This window comes from Melghirimyces thermohalophilus (assembly GCF_900102685.1).
Taxonomy (GTDB): Bacteria; Bacillota; Bacilli; order Thermoactinomycetales; family DSM-45169; genus Melghirimyces; species Melghirimyces thermohalophilus.
Map to the genome: position 1 here is coordinate 13,605 of NZ_FMZA01000020.1, position 21,667 is coordinate 35,271.

Here is a 21,667-nt window from a genome sequence, read left to right on the forward strand (position 1 = left end):
AAGCAGGTTCTCTCGGACGGAGTGATCAGCCATGTCTTCTTCTCTGCGCGATCGGTTACAACGCCATTTTAAAAGATCCACCCCATCAGATACTCCAGTGGCAGAAAAACCGGAACCTCATCTAAAGCAATCGGCGGACCGTTTCGGTTTTACCTGGAGGGAAAACGAACGAGGAGGCTATCTACATCGCCGCCAGGTGTTTTCCGCAGAGATGCAGCATGGCCGATATGCTCTCGGAGAGATGTTGCAAGGTTCTTCCGAGTTCCTGATGAAGAACGGCACCGGTTTTGAGGAACTTCTCTTTTTCGATACGGAGACCACCGGTCTGGGTACAGGGGCTGGCAACCTCATCTTTTTGTACGGGATCGGCTATTTTCAGGAGGCATCCTTTGTTCTGGAACACTATTTTTTGCCCCAAGTGGGGGATGAAGCCGCCCTGTTGCAAGATTTTCTGGAGCAGGTGGCCTCCTTTTCCGTTGTGGTCACTTACAACGGAAAAGCCTTCGATTGGAATCAGCTGCGTACACGGACGACGCTTCACCGCTTGCCCTGGGCGGGGGAGAAGGAACAATGCGACCTTTTGTATCCCAGTCGCCGATTGTGGAGCCGATGGCTTCCTTCCTGCCGTTTGCAGGAGGTGGAGTCAGCTTGTCTCGGACTGATCCGGGAGGATGATACACCGGGAAATCTGGCCCCACTGCATTATTTCCAGTTTTTAAAGGACCGGGATCTATCCAGGATGAGTGGGGTGTTTGATCACAACGAACGGGATGTGCTCAGTTTAGCCACCCTTTTCACCCATCTCCAGCAATTGTTGGAAGGGCGCCAGCCTCCGGGAAACCCGGAGGAGGCCATCGCTTTGGGACAGTGGTGGGAACGATCGGGACGGGTCAGAGAGGCTTTTGCCCGGTACGAGGCGCTTCTTTCCGATCGAAAAACCCCCTTGCATATTCGCCGGCAGGCGTATCGGGCCGCTTCCCGAATTCGGAAAGGAGAAGGTCATTGGGCGGACGCGGTGCAGCTTTGGCAACGGTGGATGGACGAAGATTTGTGGAATCCGGAGCCGTGTGTGGAGTTGGCCAAGTTTTATGAGCACCGGACCCGGGAGGCGGAGCGGGCTCATCAGATGACCTTGGAGGCGATGCATCGCTTATCAAAGAGAGGCCGCCTCGGTTCACAGCCTCGAAAAAAGGAGATGGATGCGTTAAAATACCGTCTCCGCCGGTTGGAGCAAAAGCGGGAACAAACCTTATTCTAACGGTCACTTTGACAGTCTTTTTTGTTGTTGGTTTTTTACCATTTATGACATAATCAACCCTAGAAAAATATGCTGGACCCCTTATGTTCCGCATGTTGTATGGGAGGAAAGTACTATGAGGTCCACGGGTAAAGGAAGGGGCCGGTTTTACGAACACTACCAGGTGGAGGACGTCCTGACCTTTTTTTCCGGCCAACTCGTTTCCGCCAAATCGCCGGACGGGATGCAAGTGCTTCTCCAAGAAATCGCCCTGAAAGATTCATTACCCCCTGGCTCGAAGGAACTGCTTACCCATCTTGAAAATGAACATCTGGCTCCTGTACTGGATGTGATTGAAGAACAGGACCGGATTGTTTTGGTCCATCCCCCTTTGACCGGTGAACCGCTTTCCTTGATGATCCATCCCCGACAAGGAATGGAACCAGCCCAGGCTCTTTCGGTCTATCGACAGCTGTTAAGAACGGCGGTTCGATTGGCCAAACTCCCGATCCCGCTATTCACCACACTGGATCCTCGCAATATCATTATGGAGGGCAGCCGCCCCTTTGTCTTATTTGTCAGCTTTGAAAAGTTTTCTAAAACACCGGCAGACGAAAAATGGCGTTTTCTCCTTCATTTCCTGTTGACCGGTTTTCAATTGGAACGTCGTCCGGAAAACCCTGAGTCGGACCGGAGCATCCAAGAGCTTCCCCAGTCGATGAAAGAATTGGTGTTGCTCTCGATGGATCCGAACCAATCGATGGAACGCGTTCTGGAGGTTGCGGAGAAAACTGTGCCACCTCCCGCGAAAAATCGTCCGACCAAAAAAAAAGGGCGGACCATGAAAAGGATCCTTTACTCGACAGTGGTGGTTGTGGTGCTGATCGCCGGAGCGATTGCGGGAAATGAACTGTTCCTGAACAACCGAAATGCGGCCGCAGAAGTGGAGGATCAGGCGGAAAAACGATTAGATCAGGAGGGAATCCTCTCTTTTAGCGATGTATCCTTTGAAAGAGAAAAGATGAAAACACAATCCCTTCCTCCGTCAGTACAAGATTCGATCCATGTGACCGGAGAGCTGAGTCAGTCAGACAACCAACCTTTTGTTCTTTCCCTAGCTTCTGAAGAGGTGGAATCCGATTTTGGGATCCGGGTGGATCAAAAGGGACAGGTCCACGTCTTTCAGTATGTAAACGGCGAGACCTATGACGTGGTGCAAACGGAGAGCAATTTTACGGTACAGCCTGATCGCCGCTACAAGGTCGATATTTTTCATTTTCCCGGAAAGCCATTCCGCGTCGCTATTACGGAGAAAGAGTCTTCAAAAAAATGGGTGGCCGTTGGACAAGTCCCGATGAATTCTGTCTACAAGATTCAATTGAAAGGGAAGGAAGGGACCCAATTCGCCAATCCGAAGGTGTCGAAGCTGGAGCCCAATAGCGATACCCTGTCGAAGTGGATGGAGTGGCAGCCGTGGCTGTTGGTGAGCGGGGATGGAGTCCTGCATCGCAACCAATTCCACGTGGACTCCGAGGCCCGTATCCGGGTGAAAAAGGATAAGAGCTCTTTTGTGTTTAAGCGGAAGAAAGGATTTGATGAGGATCCCCTCCGGTTGGAGATGGAGAGTGTCGATGGAGATCGGTATTATTTCACATGGTCAAAAGAAGGCCGGCTGGAATTAAACCGTCTGGGATACGAGAACAAAAAGCTAGGGGATGCATACATAGGGACCAACTATACCCCCGAAGAGGAGTCCCGGATCACGATACAGAACACTTCCAAGGGCTTGTCGATTCAGGTGGAGCAGGGCTCGCAGCAGAGCGAGATACAAACCCGCCCGGCAAAACCGATCACGTTCCGCAATTATACAATCATTACCCAATCAGAACTTTCGCTGATCAATAAGTGATATCACGCGACCAAAAAAACGCCCTGCATGGACGGCAGGGCGTTTCCTATGGTTGAACGGTGACAGGTTATTTTTGTAGGCTGCCGACACCAATCCGTTCCGCGAAGGCTTTTTGCAGACGGCGGGTCATCGGTCCCGGCTTTCCGTCAGAGACGGTCCGGCCGTCGATTGAAATCACCGGCGTCACTTCCGTGGTGGTCGATGTGATAAACACTTCGTCGGCTCGAAAGAGTTCTTCGATGGAGGCCGCCCTTTCCTCAACGGGCCAGTTTAATTCAGCCGCCAGCTCCAATACCACCTGTCGAGTGATCCCGTGCAAGATGAGGTGATCGGCGGGATGGGTGATCAAGGTTCCGTCTTTCACTAGAAAGACATTGGTGGAGCTTCCCTCAGTCACCCGTCCGTCCCGATGAAGGATGGCTTCTTCACAGCCACGGTCGGCTGCTTTTTGTTTGGACATGACCGCCCCGAGCAGGTTAAGGGATTTGATATCGCAGCGGAGCCAACGGATGTCCGGATCCGTGATGGTGTGAATGCCTTCATCCAACATTTTTACTGGACGGGGTGCTTCCATGGTGTAAGCGACCACCATCGGGCGGGTGTTTTCGGGAAATTTGTGGTTACGGGGAGCTGTTCCCCGACTCACCTGCAGATACACATTACCATCTGTGAGATGGTTGTTTTGCACCAGCTCCTGTAGAAGCTGCTTCAGCCGCTCCAGTGAATAGGGAAGCTGCAGGCGAATTTCCGAGGTGCTTCGCTGTAATCGTTGCAGATGAGGCTCCAGGCAAAACATCTTCCCCCCGTACACCCGGATCACTTCGTAGATCCCGTCACCGAATTGGTAACCCCGATCTTCAATATCCACTTTGGCTTGATCTCTTGGAGTGAATGTTTCGTCAAATAAGATTTCCATCATGCTGGCCTCCCGATTAAAAGGATAGATTCAGTGTGCCTGATTCCCGTTTTATTGACAAGCCGTTTTTTAAGGAAACGGGAAAAAGCAAATCCTAAAAAAGACGGTTTGGACAACTCAGATCCTCAGGAACAATTTATATCGATCCACCTCGCCTCATATCGATGAAATTCAGATTTTGTTCCATATATAGTAGTGTTATAATGTATTAGAACCTACATATTGCGATTTGCACATCGTCAGATACAAACATAAGGACATCGCAAATGTACTGGAAAGTCATGAAAGAGGGGGAATACGGGTTTGAAAATCCAACGTTACTTTACCCGAAAAGGCCAAGATCCCTACGCGTCCGTTGAGTATACCCAACGGGACTGCCGGATCACCAATCCGGACGGATCCGTCGTCTTTGAGATGAAGGGAGCGGAGGTCCCGAAGTCCTGGTCCCAGGTGGCCTCGGATATCATGATCTCCAAGTACTTCCGCAAAGCGGGGGTCCCGCAGGTGGATGAAAAGGGAAATCCCATTCTGGATGAACAGGGGAACCCGGTCACCGGTCCCGAACGGAGTGTCCGTCAGGTGGTTCACCGTTTGGTCGGTTGCTGGCGCCAATGGGGAGAAGAAAACGGTTATTTCGATACAGCCGAAGATGCACAAGCCTTTTACGATGAACTGGTTTATATGATCCTGCATCAGATGGCTGCACCCAACTCGCCCCAATGGTTTAATACGGGGCTCGCCTATGCCTACGGCATCAAAGGAAAGCCTCAAGGTCATTATTACGTCGACCCTAAAACCGAAGAACTTCGCAAGGGGGAAGATGCCTACAGCCGCCCCCAACCCCACGCTTGCTTCATTCAATCGGTGGAAGATGACCTGGTGAATGAAGGAGGCATTATGGACCTTTGGGTTCGGGAAGCGCGCCTGTTCAAATACGGAAGCGGGACAGGCTCCAACTTTTCCAACATCCGTGGAAAAGGTGAACCCCTGTCTGGAGGCGGTACCTCCTCAGGACTGCTCTCCTTCCTCAAGATTGGGGATCGGGCAGCGGGAGCGATCAAATCCGGGGGTACCACCCGCCGAGCGGCCAAAATGGTCACCCTGGATCTAGACCATCCGGATGTGGAAGAGTTTATCAACTGGAAATCCAACGAGGAGAAGAAAGTGCGGGCTTTGATCGAAGCCGGTTACGATCCCTCCTTTAACGGGGAGGCTTACGAGACGGTCTCCGGTCAAAACTCCAACAACTCCGTCCGAGCTCCCCACCGGTTTTTCGAAGCCCTCGCAGAGGATGGAGAATGGGACTTAATCCGCCGCACCGACGGAAAAGTGAGCAAAACGGTTCCGGCTAAGGAACTGTGGCGTCAAATCGCGGAGGCGGCTTGGGAGTGCGCCGATCCCGGCCTGCAATACGATGGAACGATCAACGAATGGCATACGACACCTGCAGGCATGGATGGACAGCTGGGAGCTCGTCACAACCGGATCAATGCTTCCAACCCTTGCTCCGAATATATGTTTCTGGATAATACGGCTTGCAACCTGGCTTCGCTGAACCTGCTCAAGTTTTTCGATGTGGAAAACAACCAGTTTAACATTTCGGCGTTGAAACACGCCTCCCGCCTCTGGACCATCGTCCTGGAAATTTCGGTCTTGATGGCGCAATACCCGTCCCGGGAAATTGCCAAGCTTTCTTATGAATACCGGACCCTGGGGCTGGGATATGCCAATATCGGAACCGTCCTGATGGTGTCGGGGATCCCCTACGATTCCGACGAAGCCTTGGCCATCACCGGTGCTGTCACTGCCATCATGACCGGAACCGCCTATGCCACCTCCGCAGAAATGGCAAGAGAGCTGGGACCTTTCAAGGCTTACCCGATCAACCGGGAGTACATGCTCCGAGTGATCCGAAATCACCGACGGGCGGCTTATCATGTACCGGAAGCAGAATATGAAGGGCTGACGGTGAAGCCGATGGGGATCCATCCCACCCATTGCCCGCCGGAACTGTTGGAGGCGGCGCGCCAAAGCTGGGATGAGGCGTTGGAGTTGGGTGAGAAGTACGGATACCGCAACGCACAAACGACACTGTTAGCTCCGACAGGGACGATCGGTCTCTTGATGGACTGTGATACCACCGGTGTAGAGCCCGACTTTGCCTTGGTCAAATTTAAAAAGCTGGCCGGTGGCGGCTATTTCAAGATTGCCAATCAGTCGATCGAACCGGCGTTGAAAAATCTGGGTTATTCCGAAGAAGAGATCCGCGATATCCTGGCCTACGTCACCGGGACCCTGTCCTTGACCGGCGCTCCTCATATCAATCGGGAATCTTTAAAAGAAAAAGGGTTGACCGATGAAGAAGTGGACCGGGTAGAAGCCAGCCTGCCGATGGTTTTCGAGTTGTCCTTCGCCTTCAACAGTCAGACGCTGGGTGAAGACTGCCTGAAACGTCTTGGCTTTGAACCGGAAGTGTATCAGGCGCCGGACTTTAACTTCCTGCGTGCTCTCGGTTTCACTCCATCTCAGATCGATGAAGCTAATGATGTGATCTGTGGACGGATGACCACGGAAGGGGCGCCTCATCTGAAAGAGGAGCATTACCCTGTCTTTGATACGGCCAATCCCTGCGGTAAATACGGGAAACGGTTTATCCACTACATGGGGCACCTTCGCATGATGGCTGCGGCCCAACCCTTCCTGTCCGGAGCCATCTCCAAGACGATCAACATGCCGGAGAGCTCCGAGTTGGAAGATATCCAACACGCCTATTACGAAGGATGGTCTTTGGGTCTGAAGGCGGTAGCGCTCTACCGTGATGGTTCTAAGAGTTCGCAACCGCTCAATTCCAGGGGAGACGACAAAGAGGACGAGGAGGATACGTCGGAAATCAAGCCCGAAACCCCTGTGGAAACGGCGGAAGTTCTGACGGCGGCTGCTTCCCAGATCAAAGAGATTTACGCTAAAGGCCATGTGCCCAGTGTCCGTCGACGGCTGCCGCGGAAGCGGGGAGGAATTACCCAGGAAGCCCGGGTAGCGGGACAAAAAATCTTTGTCCGCACCGGCGAGTATGAAGACGGGACTCTGGGAGAGATCTTTATCGACATGCATAAGGCGGGAAGCACGATGCGGGGGATGTTGGACGCCTTCGCTGTCGCTGTCTCCCTCGGCCTGCAACACGGCGTGCCCCTGGAGAAATATATCAATTCCATGACCTTTACCCGCTTTGAACCAGCGGGAACGGTTAACCATCCCAACATCAAGATGGCCACCTCTGTCATCGATTATGTCTTCCGGCTTCTGGGTATGGAATATCTGGGACGGACGGATTTCGTTCAGGTTCCTCCGAAAAAAGAGGAGCTTCGGAGTTACCAAAATCAGTGGAGACAAGAAATGGCAAAAGCGGAACAACGACAAGAGGAGGTCGACACCTCCGCTCATGCCAATTCGGAAGTGCAACAAGCATACCAGGAAGTGACCGGCAGCCGAGAGCCTGCCCAGGATAACATCGAGGCAATTCGTGCCACCAGCGGTGCACCGCTGTGTATCGAATGCGGCGGAATGACCAAACGAAACGGTTCATGTTACGTCTGTCTCGACTGCGGTTCCACCACCGGTTGCTCCTGAGCGGTAGAAACACCAATCCCGCATCACTACAAGTGATGCGGGATTGTTTCATCATGCAGGACTTTCAGCAGGCGACGGGTGATCACCTGGTGTCCGCGCAGGTTGGGGTGGATCGGGTTGCCGCCGAACAGCCGGATGTCGGTCAGCCGTCCCGTCCGATAACCGTGAATCAATTCTGCTTCCCGGCCGCGAAAGGCGGAATAGATATCGACGATGGGGAGGTTTCGCCGGGCGCAGATCCTCATCAGAGAATGATTGATCGCCGAAACCCATCTAAGGGATAGCTGGGAGCGGGGAAATGGATTATACAAGTTACACACCACCAGCGGTGCCCTACTGAAGGATTGAATCCGAGAAAGGATACCATTCAGATGGGTCCGGTATCGGTATACCACCTGTTCATAGGAATCGGGAGTGTTTAAGAGATTTTTTCGGATGTAGGCGTATAGGAGGTCATTTCCTCCGATCCAGAGTGTGACTAGATGCGCCTGTCGAAGCGCCTGCTGCAAGGTGACTGAAAAACTGAGCCAAAAGAGGAGTCCTTCCGTGGTCAACCCCTTCTGGCCGGCATTCATGGTACGGACATCGGGATGGGTGGCAGCCAGCTTAGAACTCAACATCTTCACATAACCCCGCTTACCGGGAGCAGAGTATCCGCGTGTGATCGAATCTCCTAAGGCGGTGTACAGAAACACAGGGGTAGGTTTCATCAGTTGGGCTCCTGTCATGTATTCTCTTTTTTTATCGTATTCAGTCCATAGAAAAAACGGAAGGGCACCTCTCCTTTGCTGATCCGACTCTCTTTCCGTGGTATAATAAGTGCGTTCAATGAAGGTCCGGTATACGCAGAAAAAAGGAAGTGGACATGTTTTGTCTATTTACGCCATCAGCGATTTACATCTATCCTTTAACAAACCGGTGGGTCTCTACGATATCGATTTCGAATCGGATGTGGACAAACCGATGGATATATTCGGCTGGGAGCGGCATTATGATCAGGTTCGAGATCGGTGGCTGGATGTGGTGGGACCCGAAGATACGGTTTTGATTCCAGGGGATATCAGTTGGGCACTCAAGCTGAACCAGGCCCGCTACGATTTTGACTGGATCAATGCCTTGCCGGGCAAAAAAGTCCTCTCCCCCGGCAATCACTGTTATTATGCACAGAGTAAGAAAAAGGTGCGAGAAACGCTGCCACAGGGCATGGAATGGGTAGATGCCGATTACACTCTGGTGGAGGGAGTTGTCGTAGCTGGAACCCGGGGATGGAATCTGCCGGGAGACCGATTGTGGGATGAAGAGACTGATCGGAAAATTTACGAACGACAGGTGGGGCGGCTGCGGATCGCCTTGGAAACAGCGGCCAAAGAGCATCCCGACAAGGAACGGATCGCGATGCTTCATTTTCCGCCGGTCACCTCCCGTGTATCTTCGTCAGGGTTCATGGATCTGTTGAAGGAGTTTCAGGTGACCACCTGTGTCTATGGACACCTCCACGGCCGTGCCCATCAGGATGCGGTGGAAGGATTGGTCGACGGTGTCAGGCTGCAGCTGGTCTCATGCGACTACCTCCATTTCAAACCGGTTCCTGTCCAGTTGTAAGGATGACTCCGGTTGGTGGTGCCGGTTATAAGTGGGCTCGCCTGGATGATGTTCCAGGCGAGCCTGTTCATTTTGATTTTCTTTCTTTGAGCCAATAGTAGGATGTACTGAGACAAAAGATGGTGATCAAGAGCAAGGTCAAAAAGGGGGTCATATGCCACTGGTCTCCTTTCTCAAGTGAGGTTCTTCGGGTGTCGTGTTCGGTCTCCTGTTGAGAAGGAGCATCAACTTGCCGCGGTCCAACCAGAGCAAGATGACGCACATGATGGTCATGACCGTGCTCAGATTTTGTACTCCGATGTCATAGAAGTAGTTGACCATCGTGACGTTGATCACGATGGGAAAATAGCAGATCGCCCCTAACGTAGCCGTCCTGGGAAACATAATCAGCAGGGCGGACAAGGTTTCGCCTAGTCCGATCATGATTTCATAGGCGCGGGAATAGCCGAAAAAAGTCCATGCAACTACAAACCCTTCGCCGTTAATGGAGGCGACTTTCGGACTGGGTACTCCAAACTGACCCGGATATAACTTGGCCAGACCGTAGATGAGGAAGATCACCCCTAAGTACAAGCGCATCGTTGTGGGAACAGACTGTTTCAAGACACGAACCCATCGATCGCTATTCATCGACATCGTCCTCCTTTTCAATTTTCATCTCCTCTGACTCCGAGGAAGGGATCACGGTACAGAAAAACCTTAATATCACATTTAAAATATTGAAATCATATGGGGTCGGATCCTTCCCTTGTTGCCCATTCTTTGCTGACTTCATCCGTCAGCCAACCGCTTCGAATCAGTTCAGCTGCCTGTTCCACCTCGACGTAACCCGGCCGGTCCTCCGTCAAAGGGGGGACCGTTTGGCGCAGGAGATGGTGGGCGGCAGCGGTAGCGGGAGCGGTTCGGTACTCGGAATATTCCAAGGCCTGGGCCGCACATACATATTCCACCGCCAGGACACGGGTCACATTATCGATCACTTGTCTCAGTTTACGGGTGGAGATAGCCCCCATACTGACGTGATCCTCCTGGTTGGCGGATGATGGGATCGAATCGACGGAAGCCGGGTGGCATAAGGTTTTATTTTCCGATACCAGGGAAGCCGCCACATATTGCAGGATCATGTAGCCGGAATGAAGGCCTCCCTTTTTCGTCAGGAAAGGGGGAAGGCCGCTCAATTGAGGATTGACCAGACGTTCCGTCCGCCGTTCGGAGATGTTGGCCAGCTCGCTCAGAGCGATGGCAAGAAAGTCGGTGGCCAAAGCGAGAGGTTGCCCATGGAAGTTGCCTCCGGAGATCACTTCTCCCTCCTCGGGAAAGAGGAGGGGGTTGTCAGTGGCGGCGTTTAGTTCCCTTTCCACGACACGGCGGACATACCGGCAGGCATCCAGGGATGCGCCGTGTACCTGGGGAATACAGCGAAGGCTGTAAGCATCCTGGACCCGTTTTTCCCCGGGTCGGGTCAGCCCTTGGCTTCCCTTAAGGAGGGTTCGCATTCGGGATGCGGTCTCTGTTTGCCCGATTTGACCCCGTGCCTCGTGGAGGAGGGGGTGAAAGGCGTGAGCAATCCCTCCCAAGGCTTCCATGGTCATGGCGGCGATGATGTCCGCGGCCAATATGAGCCGATCTGCATCCAAGACCGAACGGGCCCCTAAGCTGGCCATCATCTGGGTGCCATTGATGAGGGCCAGCCCCTCCTTGGCCTGCAGGGAAAGGGGAGCCAGGCCGGCTTGTTGAAGGGCCTGCTTTCCTGAGAGGAGCTTCCCCTGCCAGCGGACTTCCCCTTCACCGAGAAGAGGAAGAATCATATGAGCCAGCGGTGCCAGATCTCCGCTGGCTCCCAGGGAGCCTTGGGAAGGGATGACCGGGTGAATGCCGAGGTTTAAAAAGTGAAGCAACATGGTGACGACAGAGGTGCGAACGCCGGAGTATCCCTTGGCCAATGCGTTGGCCCGAAGCAGCATCATCCCCCGCACCGTTTCATCCTCCAGGGGTTTGCCGATGCCGCAGGCATGACTGCGGATCAAATTTTTCTGCAACACGGATGTTTGGGAGGGATCGATGATCGTGTCACTAAATTTTCCGAAACCAGTGGTTACCCCGTAGACTGTTTTTTGATCTTGCAGCAAGGATTCCACCATGGCGCGGGATCGGTTCATCTTTTCCCGTGCCGTTGGAGCCAAATAGACAGAGGCCTGGCCGTGGACAATATTTTCAAAATCGCGGAGGGTCAAATGTTCTCCGTCAATGGCGATTTCTCGGTGATTCATAAGGACTTTCCTCCTTTATTTAAACAAAGATCAAATGAAAAAGACCGGGTCTCGATGGACCCGGCCCTTATGATAAAAGGCCTGTATTCGCGTTTTGGACGGTACCCGATCTGGGACCGGTAGTTGCAAAACATCGATCCCATACATATGATTCCCTCCCGTTGATAGCGGTTTGAAGGAAAAATAAAACGGGCGTTTACATGGTGAGAGCCGTCCGATCCAACCTGCACCTTTCCACGTAAGCTGTAACAGACTGGAAAGAGAGTGGGGATTTTATGAGTTGTTCCAGAAAAAATATTCTGTCCAACGGCAGTTTTCAAAAAGTTTTATCGCCGTGGCGGGGTCGCAAGATCCGGTTGATCGCTAATCCAGTCCGTCGTGGTGATACTTCCGTGGCTATGAAGGCTGGTAGTCTGCTCTACCAAAACGTCCAAAAACCTCTAAACACCGATTGTTCCTACTATCTCTTTTTCCGAATCTTTAACAACCGGCGCAAGTCGAATCCACCGCAGTTGTTTGCGACGGTTGCTTATCTGGATGGGAGGAATAGGTTGTTGCGGATAACACCGCTGTTGGTGGAACCTCCATATCCACGCACACCTCATTTTACTTCATATTTTGCCATTGTGTCACCCCCGCCCACTTATGCCCGAACTCTTTCAGTGATCTTTTCCCTCCGGCGCGGTTCGGTGTTGGTTGATTATATCTCCGTATCGGCTAGGGATTTGTCTCGTCGGGCCAGTCACATGTCCTGAGCGATCTTTCTCACCCCCCGTACATTGGAATATTCCAACGCCTTCTCGTATAATAAAAAAAGATGAACCGAGAAGGACCGATGATACGGGAAAAAAGCTGGATCGGGATCGGTCCCATGGATCCATCTTTTTGTGGTATACTTTCTGGTACAGAAAGGTGTGGAGCGATGTGACGGTTCCGATCCCGGGGAAATTAGATAGGGGGAGTGCCATGCCGACGCCCAGTATGGAGGATTATCTAGAAAATATATATAAGTTGATTGAACAAAAGGGTTATGCCCGGGTCTCAGATATCGCTGAGGCATTGGAAGTGCACCCCTCATCTGTCACCAAGATGGTGCAAAAGCTGGATCAGAGTAAGTACTTGGTCTACGAAAAATACCGGGGCTTGGTGCTCACTCCGAAGGGAAGGAAGATCGGCAAACGACTCCTGGATCGGCATACGTTACTGGAGGAGTTTTTGCGGATAATCGGGGTGGACGAAGAACGGATTTATGATGATGTGGAAGGAATTGAACACCACCTCAGCTGGGATTCGATCACCAACATCGAATATCTGGTGGAGTACTTTCAAAAAAACCCGGATCGGCTCGAGGAGTTCCTGGCTCTAAAAGAAGCTGAAGAAGTGGAGGATGTCAATTCCTGATCCCGGTCAGTCAGCGTTGGTATGGAAGTCCCCTGAGCAATTGCTTCAGGGGTTCCTCCTTTTTAAGGTTTTTTTATTCAATAACCGCATACAGATGTGGTAAACGAAGGGGAGGTTCCCTTCCTAGGGGGTGAGTCGGATCTTTGCCGATGCGGTGTTGGAAGGAGGGGGAGTGAAGGCTTTTGGTTTGGTAGGGGCTTTGAGTGTGGCGGAAGCCAAGGGATACGAATGGAGACGTTTGGCAGGAACCTCCGCCGGATCCCTCGTCGCCTCCCTGTTAGCCGCCGGCTACCGAAGCGAAGAGCTGTACCGTCTCCTCGAAACCTTTGACTTTACCCGATTTACACCGAGTTCATGGTATCACCGGATACCTGGTATCGGTCCCGGGGTCCGGTTGTTGATCAAAAAAGGGCTTTATTCAGGAAAACCCTTGGAACAATGGGTTGGAGAGCTTCTGGCAAAGAAAGGAGTTTATACTTTTTCCGACCTGAAAACGCGGAAACTTTCGATTATTGCCTCAGATATCAGCCGAGGAAACCTGATGGTATTGCCCGAGGATCTGAAGCATTATGGAATCCCGGCGGAAGATTTCAGTGTGGCCAGAGCGGTCCGCATGAGTTGCTCGATTCCGTTATTTTTCGATCCCGTCAAGGTGTCCCACCGTGCTTCCAAAAAGCCCAGCTACGTGGTGGATGGGGGCGTTCTCAGTAATTTTCCGATCTGGTTGTTTGACCAGAAACGTCCGCGCTGGCCCACTTTCGGTTTTCGGTTTGTCTCCGACGATCCCCAGCCCCGTTCGATTGAAGGCCCCGTCTCGCTTTTATGGGCCATGTTTACGACCATGATGGACGCTCATGACAACCGGCATATCAAAGAACAGGACCGGGTGCGAACGATCCAGGTGCCTACGTTAGATGTGAAAATGACCGATTTTGATCTCAGTCTGGAAAAGAGGGAGGCTCTCTATGAGTCGGGTGTGAACGCTGCGCAAAATTTCTTTAGAGACTGGACATTTAACCGTTATCTGACCTTGAGGGGTGTGGGAAAAGACGTCTCCCTTCGCTTCGGCAGTACACGGTCCGGTTAAGGGAGTGAAGATGTTCATGGGAGGGGAGCAGCAGAAAAAAGGGTTTTCATACCGGGTGTTATCTGTCAAAGAACAAAAAAAAATGCCGGGTTCGGTTCGGAAATGGATCAACAAAGTGAGAACAGAAAAGGGGGTGTACACCCGCCGTCATCGGGGGGGTTGCTATCTGGTGATTGCGGCGGGGATGAAGCCCAACCCCGGGTATCGCCTGGAAGTGTCCAAGTTGAGCAAAGAGGAGGATGGAAGACCCGCCATGTGGGTCAGAGAAACGATCCCTGAGTCCGGGCAAATGCAACCACAGGTGATCTCTTATCCCTGTTTGGTGATCCGGGTAAAAGGGGGGCTGCCCCATGTGTTTCGTGCCGAATCTGGCAATCCGATCCAGTATCGGGATTCTGACATCTAAAAGACCCGGTTCATCAAAACCGGGTCTTTTTGTTCCCATTTCCTTCGATGACGCGAAAGCGCCTTTTTTTGCGGGCTGAGCGTCTTTTCTCTGCTTTGCTGTTCTTTTGCGGCGGGGGAGTATAACGGGGACCGGTCATTTGAATCAGCCATCGAGGAGGACGACGGTACAGGTAATAGATGATACCGCCGATGGCTGCGATAAAGAGCAGGGTTTCCATCTGATAAATAAACAGACGGAGTAGACCGATCACCAACAAAATCAGCACGACGCTTCGCCAGATATTGTACCTGCGATTAGGCATGGCGATCACTCCCTGATTTGATCAACCGGAGTGGACCAGTGATGACGGATTTTTGGTGTCGGAGGCGACCGTGTCCAGCTCCTGCATGCGTTGAAAGGCGGTGATAGCAACCTCTACTTGATCATCATCCGGTTGGCGGGTGGTCAGTTTTTGCAACCATAGTCCCGGGTAACCCAGATAGTTGAGCACGGGTATATCCCGCAGGGCATTGGTGATGCGGAGCAGTTCATATGAGAGACCGACAACTACTGGAATCAAAAGCAACCGGGTGAGGATCCGGTCCCAGACATTGTCATAGCTGAAAAAGGAGTATAGGATCACACCTACGATCACCGTCAGAATGATAAAGCTGCTTCCACACCGGTAGTGGAAAGTGGACTGTTTTTGAACATTGTCTATGGTCAAGTCTACCCCGGATTCATAGGCGTTAATCACCTTGTGTTCCGCGCCGTGGTATTGGAAGACTCTCTTCACCAAAGGCGTCTGCGAGAGTGCGAACAAGTATCCCAAGAGCAGGATGGTTTTGATCCCGCCCTCGATCAAGTTTTGCAAAACCAGATTGGTAACCAGTCCATCGAAAAGGATGCTGGCCAAAAAGGCGGGAAGGGCGGTGAAAATCACTTTCCCCAAGGTCAGCGACAAAACACCGACCGCAGCGACTCCCAGCACCATTTGGAGGCGGGAGATGTTTTCTTCTGGCTCTTCATCCGGTTCCAGGTCATAGCGGTCGGTCGCGAATTGAAGATGCCGGGCGCCGGAAGCGCTGGAGGTGACCAATGCCACCATTCCTCGGAGGAGGGGAATTTTTTTCACCACTGCCAGACCCGGCCGTTCCTGTCGCTTATATTCAAAGGTTTCAATTTCGCCATTTTTGCGTCGGATCGCAGTCACCTGGCTTTGGCGACCGCCAAACATGACACCTTCGACTACGGCCTGCCCGCCATATTCCACAGCTTTTGTTGACACGAATCGATCCACCACCTGCAAAAGAATACCATGATCTTTATTGTATCATAAACCCCTTCTCCTATGAGTTGGCGGAATGGCCCTTTTCCTTCGGCGTTTGAACCATTATACTGGAAAAGACCCGGGTTCCGCCCGGGTCGGGGCATGAAACCCCTCCGTTTGTGATACAATGACGGAGGGATGAAACGGGGGAATTCCGGTGAGGAAGGTTCTGGTAATAAACGGTCCCAACCTGAACCGATTGGGCCAGAGAGAGCCGGAGATATACGGCAGGGAGACGCTGGATCAAATCAACCAGCACTGCTTGGCAAAAGGAAGAGAGTTGGGATTGGAAGTGGATTTTTTCCAGTCCAATCACGAGGGAGAGTTGATCGACCGGATTCACGAGGCTGCTGAAAAATACAACGTGCTCGTGATCAATGCGGGGGCGTTTACCCATTACAGTTACGCGATCCGGGATGCGCTCGCGTCGGTTCCGGTTCCGGCGATTGAAGTACATATGTCTAACATTCACAGCCGTGAGCCGTTTCGAGGGACTTCTGTGATCGCTCCTGTCACCCAGGGACAGATCGTCGGTTTTGGCTCGACCGGGTACGAACTCGCCTTGTCTGCTGCTGCGTCTCTGATCGGGGGTGGCAAATAAGGAGGAGGAAGGAGAGAAGCGAGTGGAAAAACGAGTGCAACGATTGCGCCGATTGATGGGAGAACGACAGGTGGAAGCCCTGTTCCTTTCCCATCCTGTCAGTCGGAGATATTTGACAGGGTTTACCGGATCCGCGGGTTGGGTGGTGGTCACGGAAAGTGATCAGGTGTTGATCTCCGATTTTCGCTATCGGTCACAGGTCCGGGAGCAAGCACCCGACTTTCGTTTTATTGAACATAAAGGGAAGCCCTTCCACGATGTTAAAGAAGTATTGAACGCGGCGGGTGTGGGCTCCGTCGCCTTTGAGGAGACACATCTTACCTTTGCCGAATATCGGAAACTAAAGACAGCCTTACACCCTATCGAGTTGGAACCCATGGCTGGCATGGTGGAAAAGCTGCGGGAGGTCAAAGAAAAAGAGGAACTGGAGGTAATCCGGGATGCGGCCCAGATCGCCGACAAGGCCTTTGCAGAGATTGTAAAGGAGCTGCGTCCCGGCGTAAAGGAACGGGATATCGCCCTCCGCTTGGAAGTGTTGATGAGGGAGCAAGGAGCTGTCTCCTCCTCCTTTGACACCATTGTCGCTTCGGGTCCTCGCTCCGCTATGCCCCATGGTGTCGCTAGTGATCGGGTCATGGAGAAGGGCGACCTGGTTACGCTGGATTTCGGCGCCCTCTACCAGGGCTACTGTTCTGACATCACTCGAACTGTGATGTTGGGTCAACCATCGGATCGTCAGCGGGAGATTTACGAGATTGTCCTGGAAGCCCAAAAACGGACGGTGGCGGCGATCAAGAGGGGGATCACAGGTAAGGAAGCAGATCGGGTGGCCCGGGATTATATCAGTCAACACGGTTATGGAGACGCCTTTGGACATAGTACCGGTCACGGATTAGGAATGGAAGTGCATGAACGTCCCAACCTATCCCTTCGGGGTGAAACCCCGCTGGAGCCGGGGATGGTGGTGACGGTGGAGCCGGGCATATACCTTCCCGAAGTGGGCGGTGTCCGCATTGAAGACGATGTCGTGGTTACGGATCAGGGGCATGAAGTGTTGACGAAAAGTCCCAAAGAACTGATGATCATCGACTAAATCGAAGGAGGTTTCCCATTGATTTCTACAAACGATTTTCGTACCGGCCTGACCATTGAGTTGGACGGTGATGTATGGCAGGTCATGGATTTTCAGCATGTGAAACCCGGCAAAGGATCGGCTTTTGTTCGCTCCAAATTGCGTAACCTCCGTAACGGTAACATTTCTGAAAAGACTTTTCGAGCGGGGGAAAAGGTGAACCGAGCCCATGTGGAAAACCGTCAGATGCAATTTCTTTATGAAAGCGGCGGGGACTACACTTTTATGGATAATGAAACCTACGACCAGGTGACGATCAGCGGCGGGGATATGGAGCGAGAGATCCAGTTTCTGAAGGAGAACATGAATGTGAATCTCATCACCTATCAAGGGGAGACGCTGGGGGTGGAGCTTCCTAATACGGTGGAACTGGAAGTGGTGGAAACCGATCCCGGCATTCGCGGTGATACGGCCACCGGCGGCACCAAACCCGCTAAGCTGGAGACGGGACTGGTCGTGCAAGTGCCCCTCTTTATCAACGAAGGGGATAAATTGGTCATCGATACCCGAAAAGGGGAGTATGTGTCCCGGGCTTAAAGAAGACATAAAACAAGCTGTCGGCATCGCCGGCAGCTTTTTCTCATCAGGGCCAAATCCACTGAAAGATTTTTAACAGAAAGGCTGTGATTCCAGCTGCCATCAAGGGACCAACAGGTATTCCCCGAAAAAAAACGATCCCGAAAATGGATCCGATCACCAGGCCGATGATCATTTGTGGATCCATTCGTAAGAGGTCCAGCCCTTTTCCGTTCATATAGGTGGCGATCGCACCACCGGCGAGGGCCAGGATACCGGGGATCGATGTAAAAACGCCCAGCACTTCCTTCAGGGAGATTCGACCGGTGGCGAAAGGCACTAGGACGGCGATGGTGAGAAAGAGCAGTCCAATCTCCAATCCCCTCCGTTCCACAGCCGGAAAAAAGCGTTCCATCTGGGTCAATTTCAGAATGAGGAGGAGACTGGCGGCGGTAGCGATGATAGGTGACCGGCCGACCAACCCGATCACGATCAGAATCACCAACAGAATATCCGGATTCATAGGCATCCCCTGTCCATATGGCTTTGTACAAGTTATGAAAGAACCGGAACAGGTATGAAAAAAAGCTGCGATCCGTGGAGTGTGGTTTTGACAGGATGGAAAGGCGATATGGTCAATAAATATTGGCTGGCCTAACTAGAAAGACAAACCCGACTTTTTGTGCCGGTTTGTCTTTAGTCTATCTCATCCAGGATAATCCGCCCCGCCTCAAAACGGGGAACGATGGGATTCTGGTCGATTTGAAGGCAGTTGGCGATGTCGGCCTTACGACCGCGTACAGCCAAACGTCTTCCTGCCTGACTCCCGGATAGGGTCTCCATCAGGGTGTCTCTACAGGCACGATAACTTAACAACAACACATGGGCCAGGTCGGTGCAGGAGATAGATGGATCAATCTGCAGCAGACGATCTAGGATACATCCGGCGGCCACTCCGTCTTCCAAGGAAAAATCACCGCGGGTGCCCGCACACAGAAAAACCACGTCCCGATGCAACGCCGCGATCGCTTTGGCACAGGCGGTAGCATTGAGGAAGCAGCCGACCAGGACGTGGGGAGCTCGTTCCGCTTTCAAGAGGGTGCGGGTTCCGTTGGTGGTTGTTAAAATGATACCTTTATCGCCGATTTTTTCCGAAGAGTATTCAGCAGGTGAATTGCCGAGATCAAATCCGTCCAAGTTTTTTCCATATCGTTCTCCGCCTGTCAGCACGTCCTTGTTGAGGGATAAATTCCGGGCCCGGGAAACCGTATCCACGGGAAGGATGTACCGGGCTCCGTTGGCCAGGGCGGTGACAATACAGCTGGAGGAGCGGAAAACATCGATGACAACCACGGTCCGGTGGGTTAAATAATCGGTATGCAGATCATCCACGTGGGCAAAAGCCGAAGCCATCATAGGAGGGATCCCTCACGTATTCCATTGCCGAAGGTAAAAAAGGTGTCGGAACGAAGCCCCCGCCGCAAGGACTCCACCGAAAGCACCTCCTGTGCCGGAATATTCCCCAGGTTGGCGTCGGCACCCAACAATTTCAATATGGTGATCTGTTGGGCGCTTTGTGGACATTCCCACCAGATTCGGGAAGGATCCACCTGTCGATGGACTTCCTGAACATATCGGGTATCCACGTCCCCTTTGGAATTAAATATGCCCACATTTTCACCGGATTCCCTTCCTTCTAGGATGATGTATTCCGCGCCTTGTTCACGATCCTGATGGAAAATTTCCACTATCTGAGAACTGGGGGTGACTGAGCCCTTCTCCTTTTTGCCAATTTCCGTAATCACTCGGAAGGAGTGGGTGCGGGCTTGTGCGATCGCATCCCTTCGTTCCCTTTCGTTCAAAGTGATTGTTCCGTCGGAAATCTCCACCCAGTCAAACCCAATCTCCGATAAGGTTCGCAGGTAGTGATGGATCGCTTTTTGGTGGTAGGCGGCTTCGAAAAAGGTTCCCCCCGGATAAAGGTGGACATCGTATTGATGAGCTGTCTCCAGCTTTTTCTGTAAGACAGGTAACGGGGTGAGTACCGCCGTGCCGAACCCCAGTTTTATAAAATCGATATAATCGGAAGCCAGTTCCAGCAGGTCTTTAAACTGGGTCCATCCCAATCCTTTATCAATGATCATCGTTAATCCGCTTTGACGTGGTTTCCCCTTTCTACCCAGGGAAGGATCGGTCAGTTGTTTATCCCAGATTGTTTCCGCTATCGGCTCCATAGCGCTCCTCCTCGCTTCTGCTGGAGTCATCTGCTCCCTATGCTATGCGTGAGGAGGGGTACAGGTGCCTGTAAAAAGACATTACGAGGGTTTAAGACGATTTTTGCCCATGTAAAGCCGGCTGCGTCCGTTTCGGTTTTTGAGACGTTCCGGTTTTTTGATCGCCCAGATCGCCAAGATTCCGGTTAGAGCGGATAACCCTGCATTTCCCAGATACAAAACATATTTGGAATCCATCAAGGCGCCAAAGATCGGCGGCCCCAAAGCGACGCCAAGGAACCGGACACCGTTGTACAGGGAAGTGATGATGCCCCGCTCTTTACTCCCTACCGACGATGTGATCAACGTGTTGAGACAAGGGAGAATTAAACCGCTACCGATCCCGATTCCCACTAAATCCGCCATCAAGACATATGTGTTGGAAACAAAGGGGACGATGCCCATACCGATGGCAACAATGAACAGACCGACCACAATGAATCGTTTCATGGTACGGGTTTTCTGTTTCACGTGCCGTCCGGCCCAAAGGGAGGTGGAACTCATAGCCAACAGAGGAATTGCCAGAATCAGTCCCTTGAGCACGCCATCTATTTTATAACGCTTCTCCAGCAAATCCGAGAGAAAAAACAGAACGCCAAACATAATAAACAAGGTTAAGGCGCCGGCTAAAAAGGCGACCAAAAGCCATCCGCCTTGACGTTTCCATGTCTTTGTCAGATTTTCTTTGTATTGGGACAGAGGTTGCGGATTCCGGTTTTGTTCCGGTTCTTTTACAAAGAACCACAGAGCGAGAGCGATGGGAACCGTCAAGACAGGAAAGGTGAAAAAGAGGGCGTACCAGGTAATCAAGGCGATCAGAGAGCCGAGAATCGGGCTGACCACCTTCCCTAGACCGTTGGCAGCTTCGATCGTGCCCAAAGCACTGCTGCGCTCGTCCTTTTTATACAGATCGCTGACCAAGGCCATGGTGATGGGGGCCGTTCCCGCCGCGCCAAGTCCCTGTAAAATCCGACCCGTCAGCATCAGCCAGTAGATCCCTCCGCCCCAGATAGAAGCAAACCCTGTCAATAAGCCGCCGGCTCCGTATAGGAGCAACGCCGGTGCGATCACTGGTTTGCGGCCATAGCGGTCCGATAGAATCCCGGCTACTGGAATGATCACCCCAGCCGGGATGGAAAACAAGGTAATAAGGAGGCTGACTTGAAAAGAGGAGATGCCCAGACTCGATTCAATGGTTGGGAGCACAGGGATCAACATCGAGTTTCCGAGCACCATGATCAGTGGCACGGAGCTTAGGATGGCAAGGACCAGTGCATTGCTCGTATTTCCTTTTTGGGATTTCTCGGACTGATTACCCACAAGGGTTCACCTCTTCTTTACAGTATCAGATCAGATCACCGTCCTTAGATTGCCCAAA

At 52.2% G+C, this 21,667-nt stretch carries 20 protein-coding genes; 10 read left to right on the forward strand and 10 right to left on the reverse strand.

Features of this window, described 5'->3' with window-relative positions; all coding sequences use genetic code 11:
* The first annotated feature begins 31 nt into the window (after positions 1–31).
* Together BLP91_RS13635 and BLP91_RS13640 are read left to right on the forward strand one after the other, a co-directional pair.
* On the forward strand, positions 32–1,258 hold the full coding sequence (locus tag BLP91_RS13635; protein ID WP_091572204.1) for a ribonuclease H-like domain-containing protein: 1,227 nt from the start codon (positions 32–34) through the stop codon (positions 1,256–1,258).
* A gap of 115 nt (positions 1,259–1,373) precedes the next feature.
* A complete protein-coding gene (locus tag BLP91_RS13640; protein WP_091572207.1) occupies positions 1,374–3,146 on the forward strand; it encodes a hypothetical protein in 1,773 nt (590 codons plus the stop codon).
* A gap of 67 nt (positions 3,147–3,213) precedes the next feature.
* Here BLP91_RS13640 and dat read toward each other — a convergent pair whose 3' ends face one another.
* Positions 3,214–4,065 carry a D-amino-acid transaminase gene (gene dat, locus BLP91_RS13645; RefSeq protein ID WP_091572209.1) on the reverse strand — a complete coding sequence of 284 codons (852 nt, stop codon included), beginning with the start codon at positions 4,063–4,065 and terminating at the stop codon, positions 3,214–3,216.
* Positions 4,066–4,365: 300 nt separating this feature from the next.
* On the opposite strand from dat, the gene BLP91_RS13650 reads away from it, so the two are divergent.
* Positions 4,366–7,689 carry a vitamin B12-dependent ribonucleotide reductase gene (locus BLP91_RS13650; protein WP_091572212.1) on the forward strand — a complete coding sequence of 1,108 codons (3,324 nt, stop codon included), beginning with the start codon at positions 4,366–4,368 and terminating at the stop codon, positions 7,687–7,689.
* Positions 7,690–7,715: 26 nt separating this feature from the next.
* Here BLP91_RS13650 and BLP91_RS13655 read toward each other — a convergent pair whose 3' ends face one another.
* Positions 7,716–8,399, reverse strand: a complete 684-nt coding sequence (locus tag BLP91_RS13655) for an SGNH/GDSL hydrolase family protein (protein WP_176757988.1) — start codon at positions 8,397–8,399, stop codon at positions 7,716–7,718.
* A 160-nt stretch (positions 8,400–8,559) separates the two neighbouring features.
* Here BLP91_RS13655 and BLP91_RS13660 point away from each other — a divergent pair, with 160 nt between their 5' ends.
* Positions 8,560–9,291, forward strand: coding sequence for a metallophosphoesterase (locus BLP91_RS13660; RefSeq protein ID WP_176757989.1), 732 nt, complete (start codon positions 8,560–8,562; stop codon positions 9,289–9,291).
* Between the two features lie 150 nt (positions 9,292–9,441).
* Here the strand turns inward: BLP91_RS13660 and BLP91_RS13665 are convergent, their stop codons facing one another.
* On the reverse strand, positions 9,442–9,921 hold the full coding sequence (locus tag BLP91_RS13665; protein ID WP_245662278.1) for a hypothetical protein: 480 nt from the start codon (positions 9,919–9,921) through the stop codon (positions 9,442–9,444).
* A 95-nt stretch (positions 9,922–10,016) separates the two neighbouring features.
* Complete coding sequence (gene hutH, locus BLP91_RS13670) at positions 10,017–11,561, reverse strand: histidine ammonia-lyase (protein WP_091572223.1); 1,545 nt, start codon at positions 11,559–11,561, stop codon at positions 10,017–10,019.
* Between the two features lie 966 nt (positions 11,562–12,527).
* Here hutH and mntR point away from each other — a divergent pair.
* The 3 genes from mntR to BLP91_RS13685 all read left to right on the forward strand — a co-directional run bounded on the left by mntR (position 12,528) and on the right by BLP91_RS13685 (position 14,455).
* Positions 12,528–12,962 (forward strand): transcriptional regulator MntR, encoded by a 435-nt coding sequence (gene mntR, locus BLP91_RS13675; protein ID WP_091572225.1) that lies wholly within the window; start codon positions 12,528–12,530, stop codon positions 12,960–12,962.
* A gap of 130 nt (positions 12,963–13,092) precedes the next feature.
* Positions 13,093–14,049 carry a patatin-like phospholipase family protein gene (locus tag BLP91_RS13680; protein WP_342670310.1) on the forward strand — a complete coding sequence of 319 codons (957 nt, stop codon included), beginning with the start codon at positions 13,093–13,095 and terminating at the stop codon, positions 14,047–14,049.
* Positions 14,050–14,065: 16 nt separating this feature from the next.
* Positions 14,066–14,455 carry a protease complex subunit PrcB family protein gene (locus BLP91_RS13685; protein WP_176757990.1) on the forward strand — a complete coding sequence of 130 codons (390 nt, stop codon included), beginning with the start codon at positions 14,066–14,068 and terminating at the stop codon, positions 14,453–14,455.
* 13 nt (positions 14,456–14,468) lie between these two features.
* On the opposite strand, the gene BLP91_RS13690 is transcribed toward BLP91_RS13685, so the two are convergent.
* Both BLP91_RS13690 and BLP91_RS13695 read right to left on the reverse strand, forming a co-directional pair.
* Positions 14,469–14,759 (reverse strand): hypothetical protein, encoded by a 291-nt coding sequence (locus tag BLP91_RS13690; RefSeq protein ID WP_091572231.1) that lies wholly within the window; start codon positions 14,757–14,759, stop codon positions 14,469–14,471.
* 21 nt (positions 14,760–14,780) lie between these two features.
* Positions 14,781–15,674, reverse strand: coding sequence for a DUF1385 domain-containing protein (locus tag BLP91_RS13695; protein ID WP_091572347.1), 894 nt, complete (start codon positions 15,672–15,674; stop codon positions 14,781–14,783).
* A 250-nt stretch (positions 15,675–15,924) separates the two neighbouring features.
* Here BLP91_RS13695 and aroQ point away from each other — a divergent pair, with 250 nt between their 5' ends.
* From aroQ to efp, 3 genes are read left to right on the forward strand one after another with little or no spacing between them, the layout of a single operon-like run.
* Positions 15,925–16,368 carry a type II 3-dehydroquinate dehydratase gene (aroQ, locus tag BLP91_RS13700; protein WP_091572235.1) on the forward strand — a complete coding sequence of 148 codons (444 nt, stop codon included), beginning with the start codon at positions 15,925–15,927 and terminating at the stop codon, positions 16,366–16,368.
* A 22-nt stretch (positions 16,369–16,390) separates the two neighbouring features.
* Complete coding sequence (locus BLP91_RS13705; protein ID WP_091572237.1) at positions 16,391–17,461, forward strand: M24 family metallopeptidase; 1,071 nt, start codon at positions 16,391–16,393, stop codon at positions 17,459–17,461.
* Between the two features lie 18 nt (positions 17,462–17,479).
* Positions 17,480–18,037: an elongation factor P gene (gene efp, locus BLP91_RS13710; protein ID WP_091572239.1), complete on the forward strand. Its 558-nt coding sequence runs from the start codon at positions 17,480–17,482 to the stop codon at positions 18,035–18,037.
* A gap of 46 nt (positions 18,038–18,083) precedes the next feature.
* Here the strand turns inward: efp and BLP91_RS13715 are convergent, their stop codons facing one another.
* The 4 genes from BLP91_RS13715 to BLP91_RS13730 form a co-directional block, all read right to left on the reverse strand.
* Complete coding sequence (locus BLP91_RS13715; RefSeq protein ID WP_091572242.1) at positions 18,084–18,539, reverse strand: DUF441 domain-containing protein; 456 nt, start codon at positions 18,537–18,539, stop codon at positions 18,084–18,086.
* Between the two features lie 173 nt (positions 18,540–18,712).
* Complete coding sequence (locus tag BLP91_RS13720) at positions 18,713–19,432, reverse strand: 2-phosphosulfolactate phosphatase (RefSeq protein ID WP_091572245.1); 720 nt, start codon at positions 19,430–19,432, stop codon at positions 18,713–18,715.
* Entirely contained in the window at positions 19,429–20,250 is an 822-nt protein-coding gene (comA, locus tag BLP91_RS13725) for a phosphosulfolactate synthase (protein ID WP_091572247.1), read from the reverse strand. The genes BLP91_RS13720 and comA overlap by 4 nt, the downstream gene beginning before the upstream one ends.
* Before the next feature lie 81 nt (positions 20,251–20,331).
* Complete coding sequence (locus tag BLP91_RS13730) at positions 20,332–21,609, reverse strand: MFS transporter (protein ID WP_245662279.1); 1,278 nt, start codon at positions 21,607–21,609, stop codon at positions 20,332–20,334.
* Between the last annotated feature and the right edge of the window lie 58 nt (positions 21,610–21,667).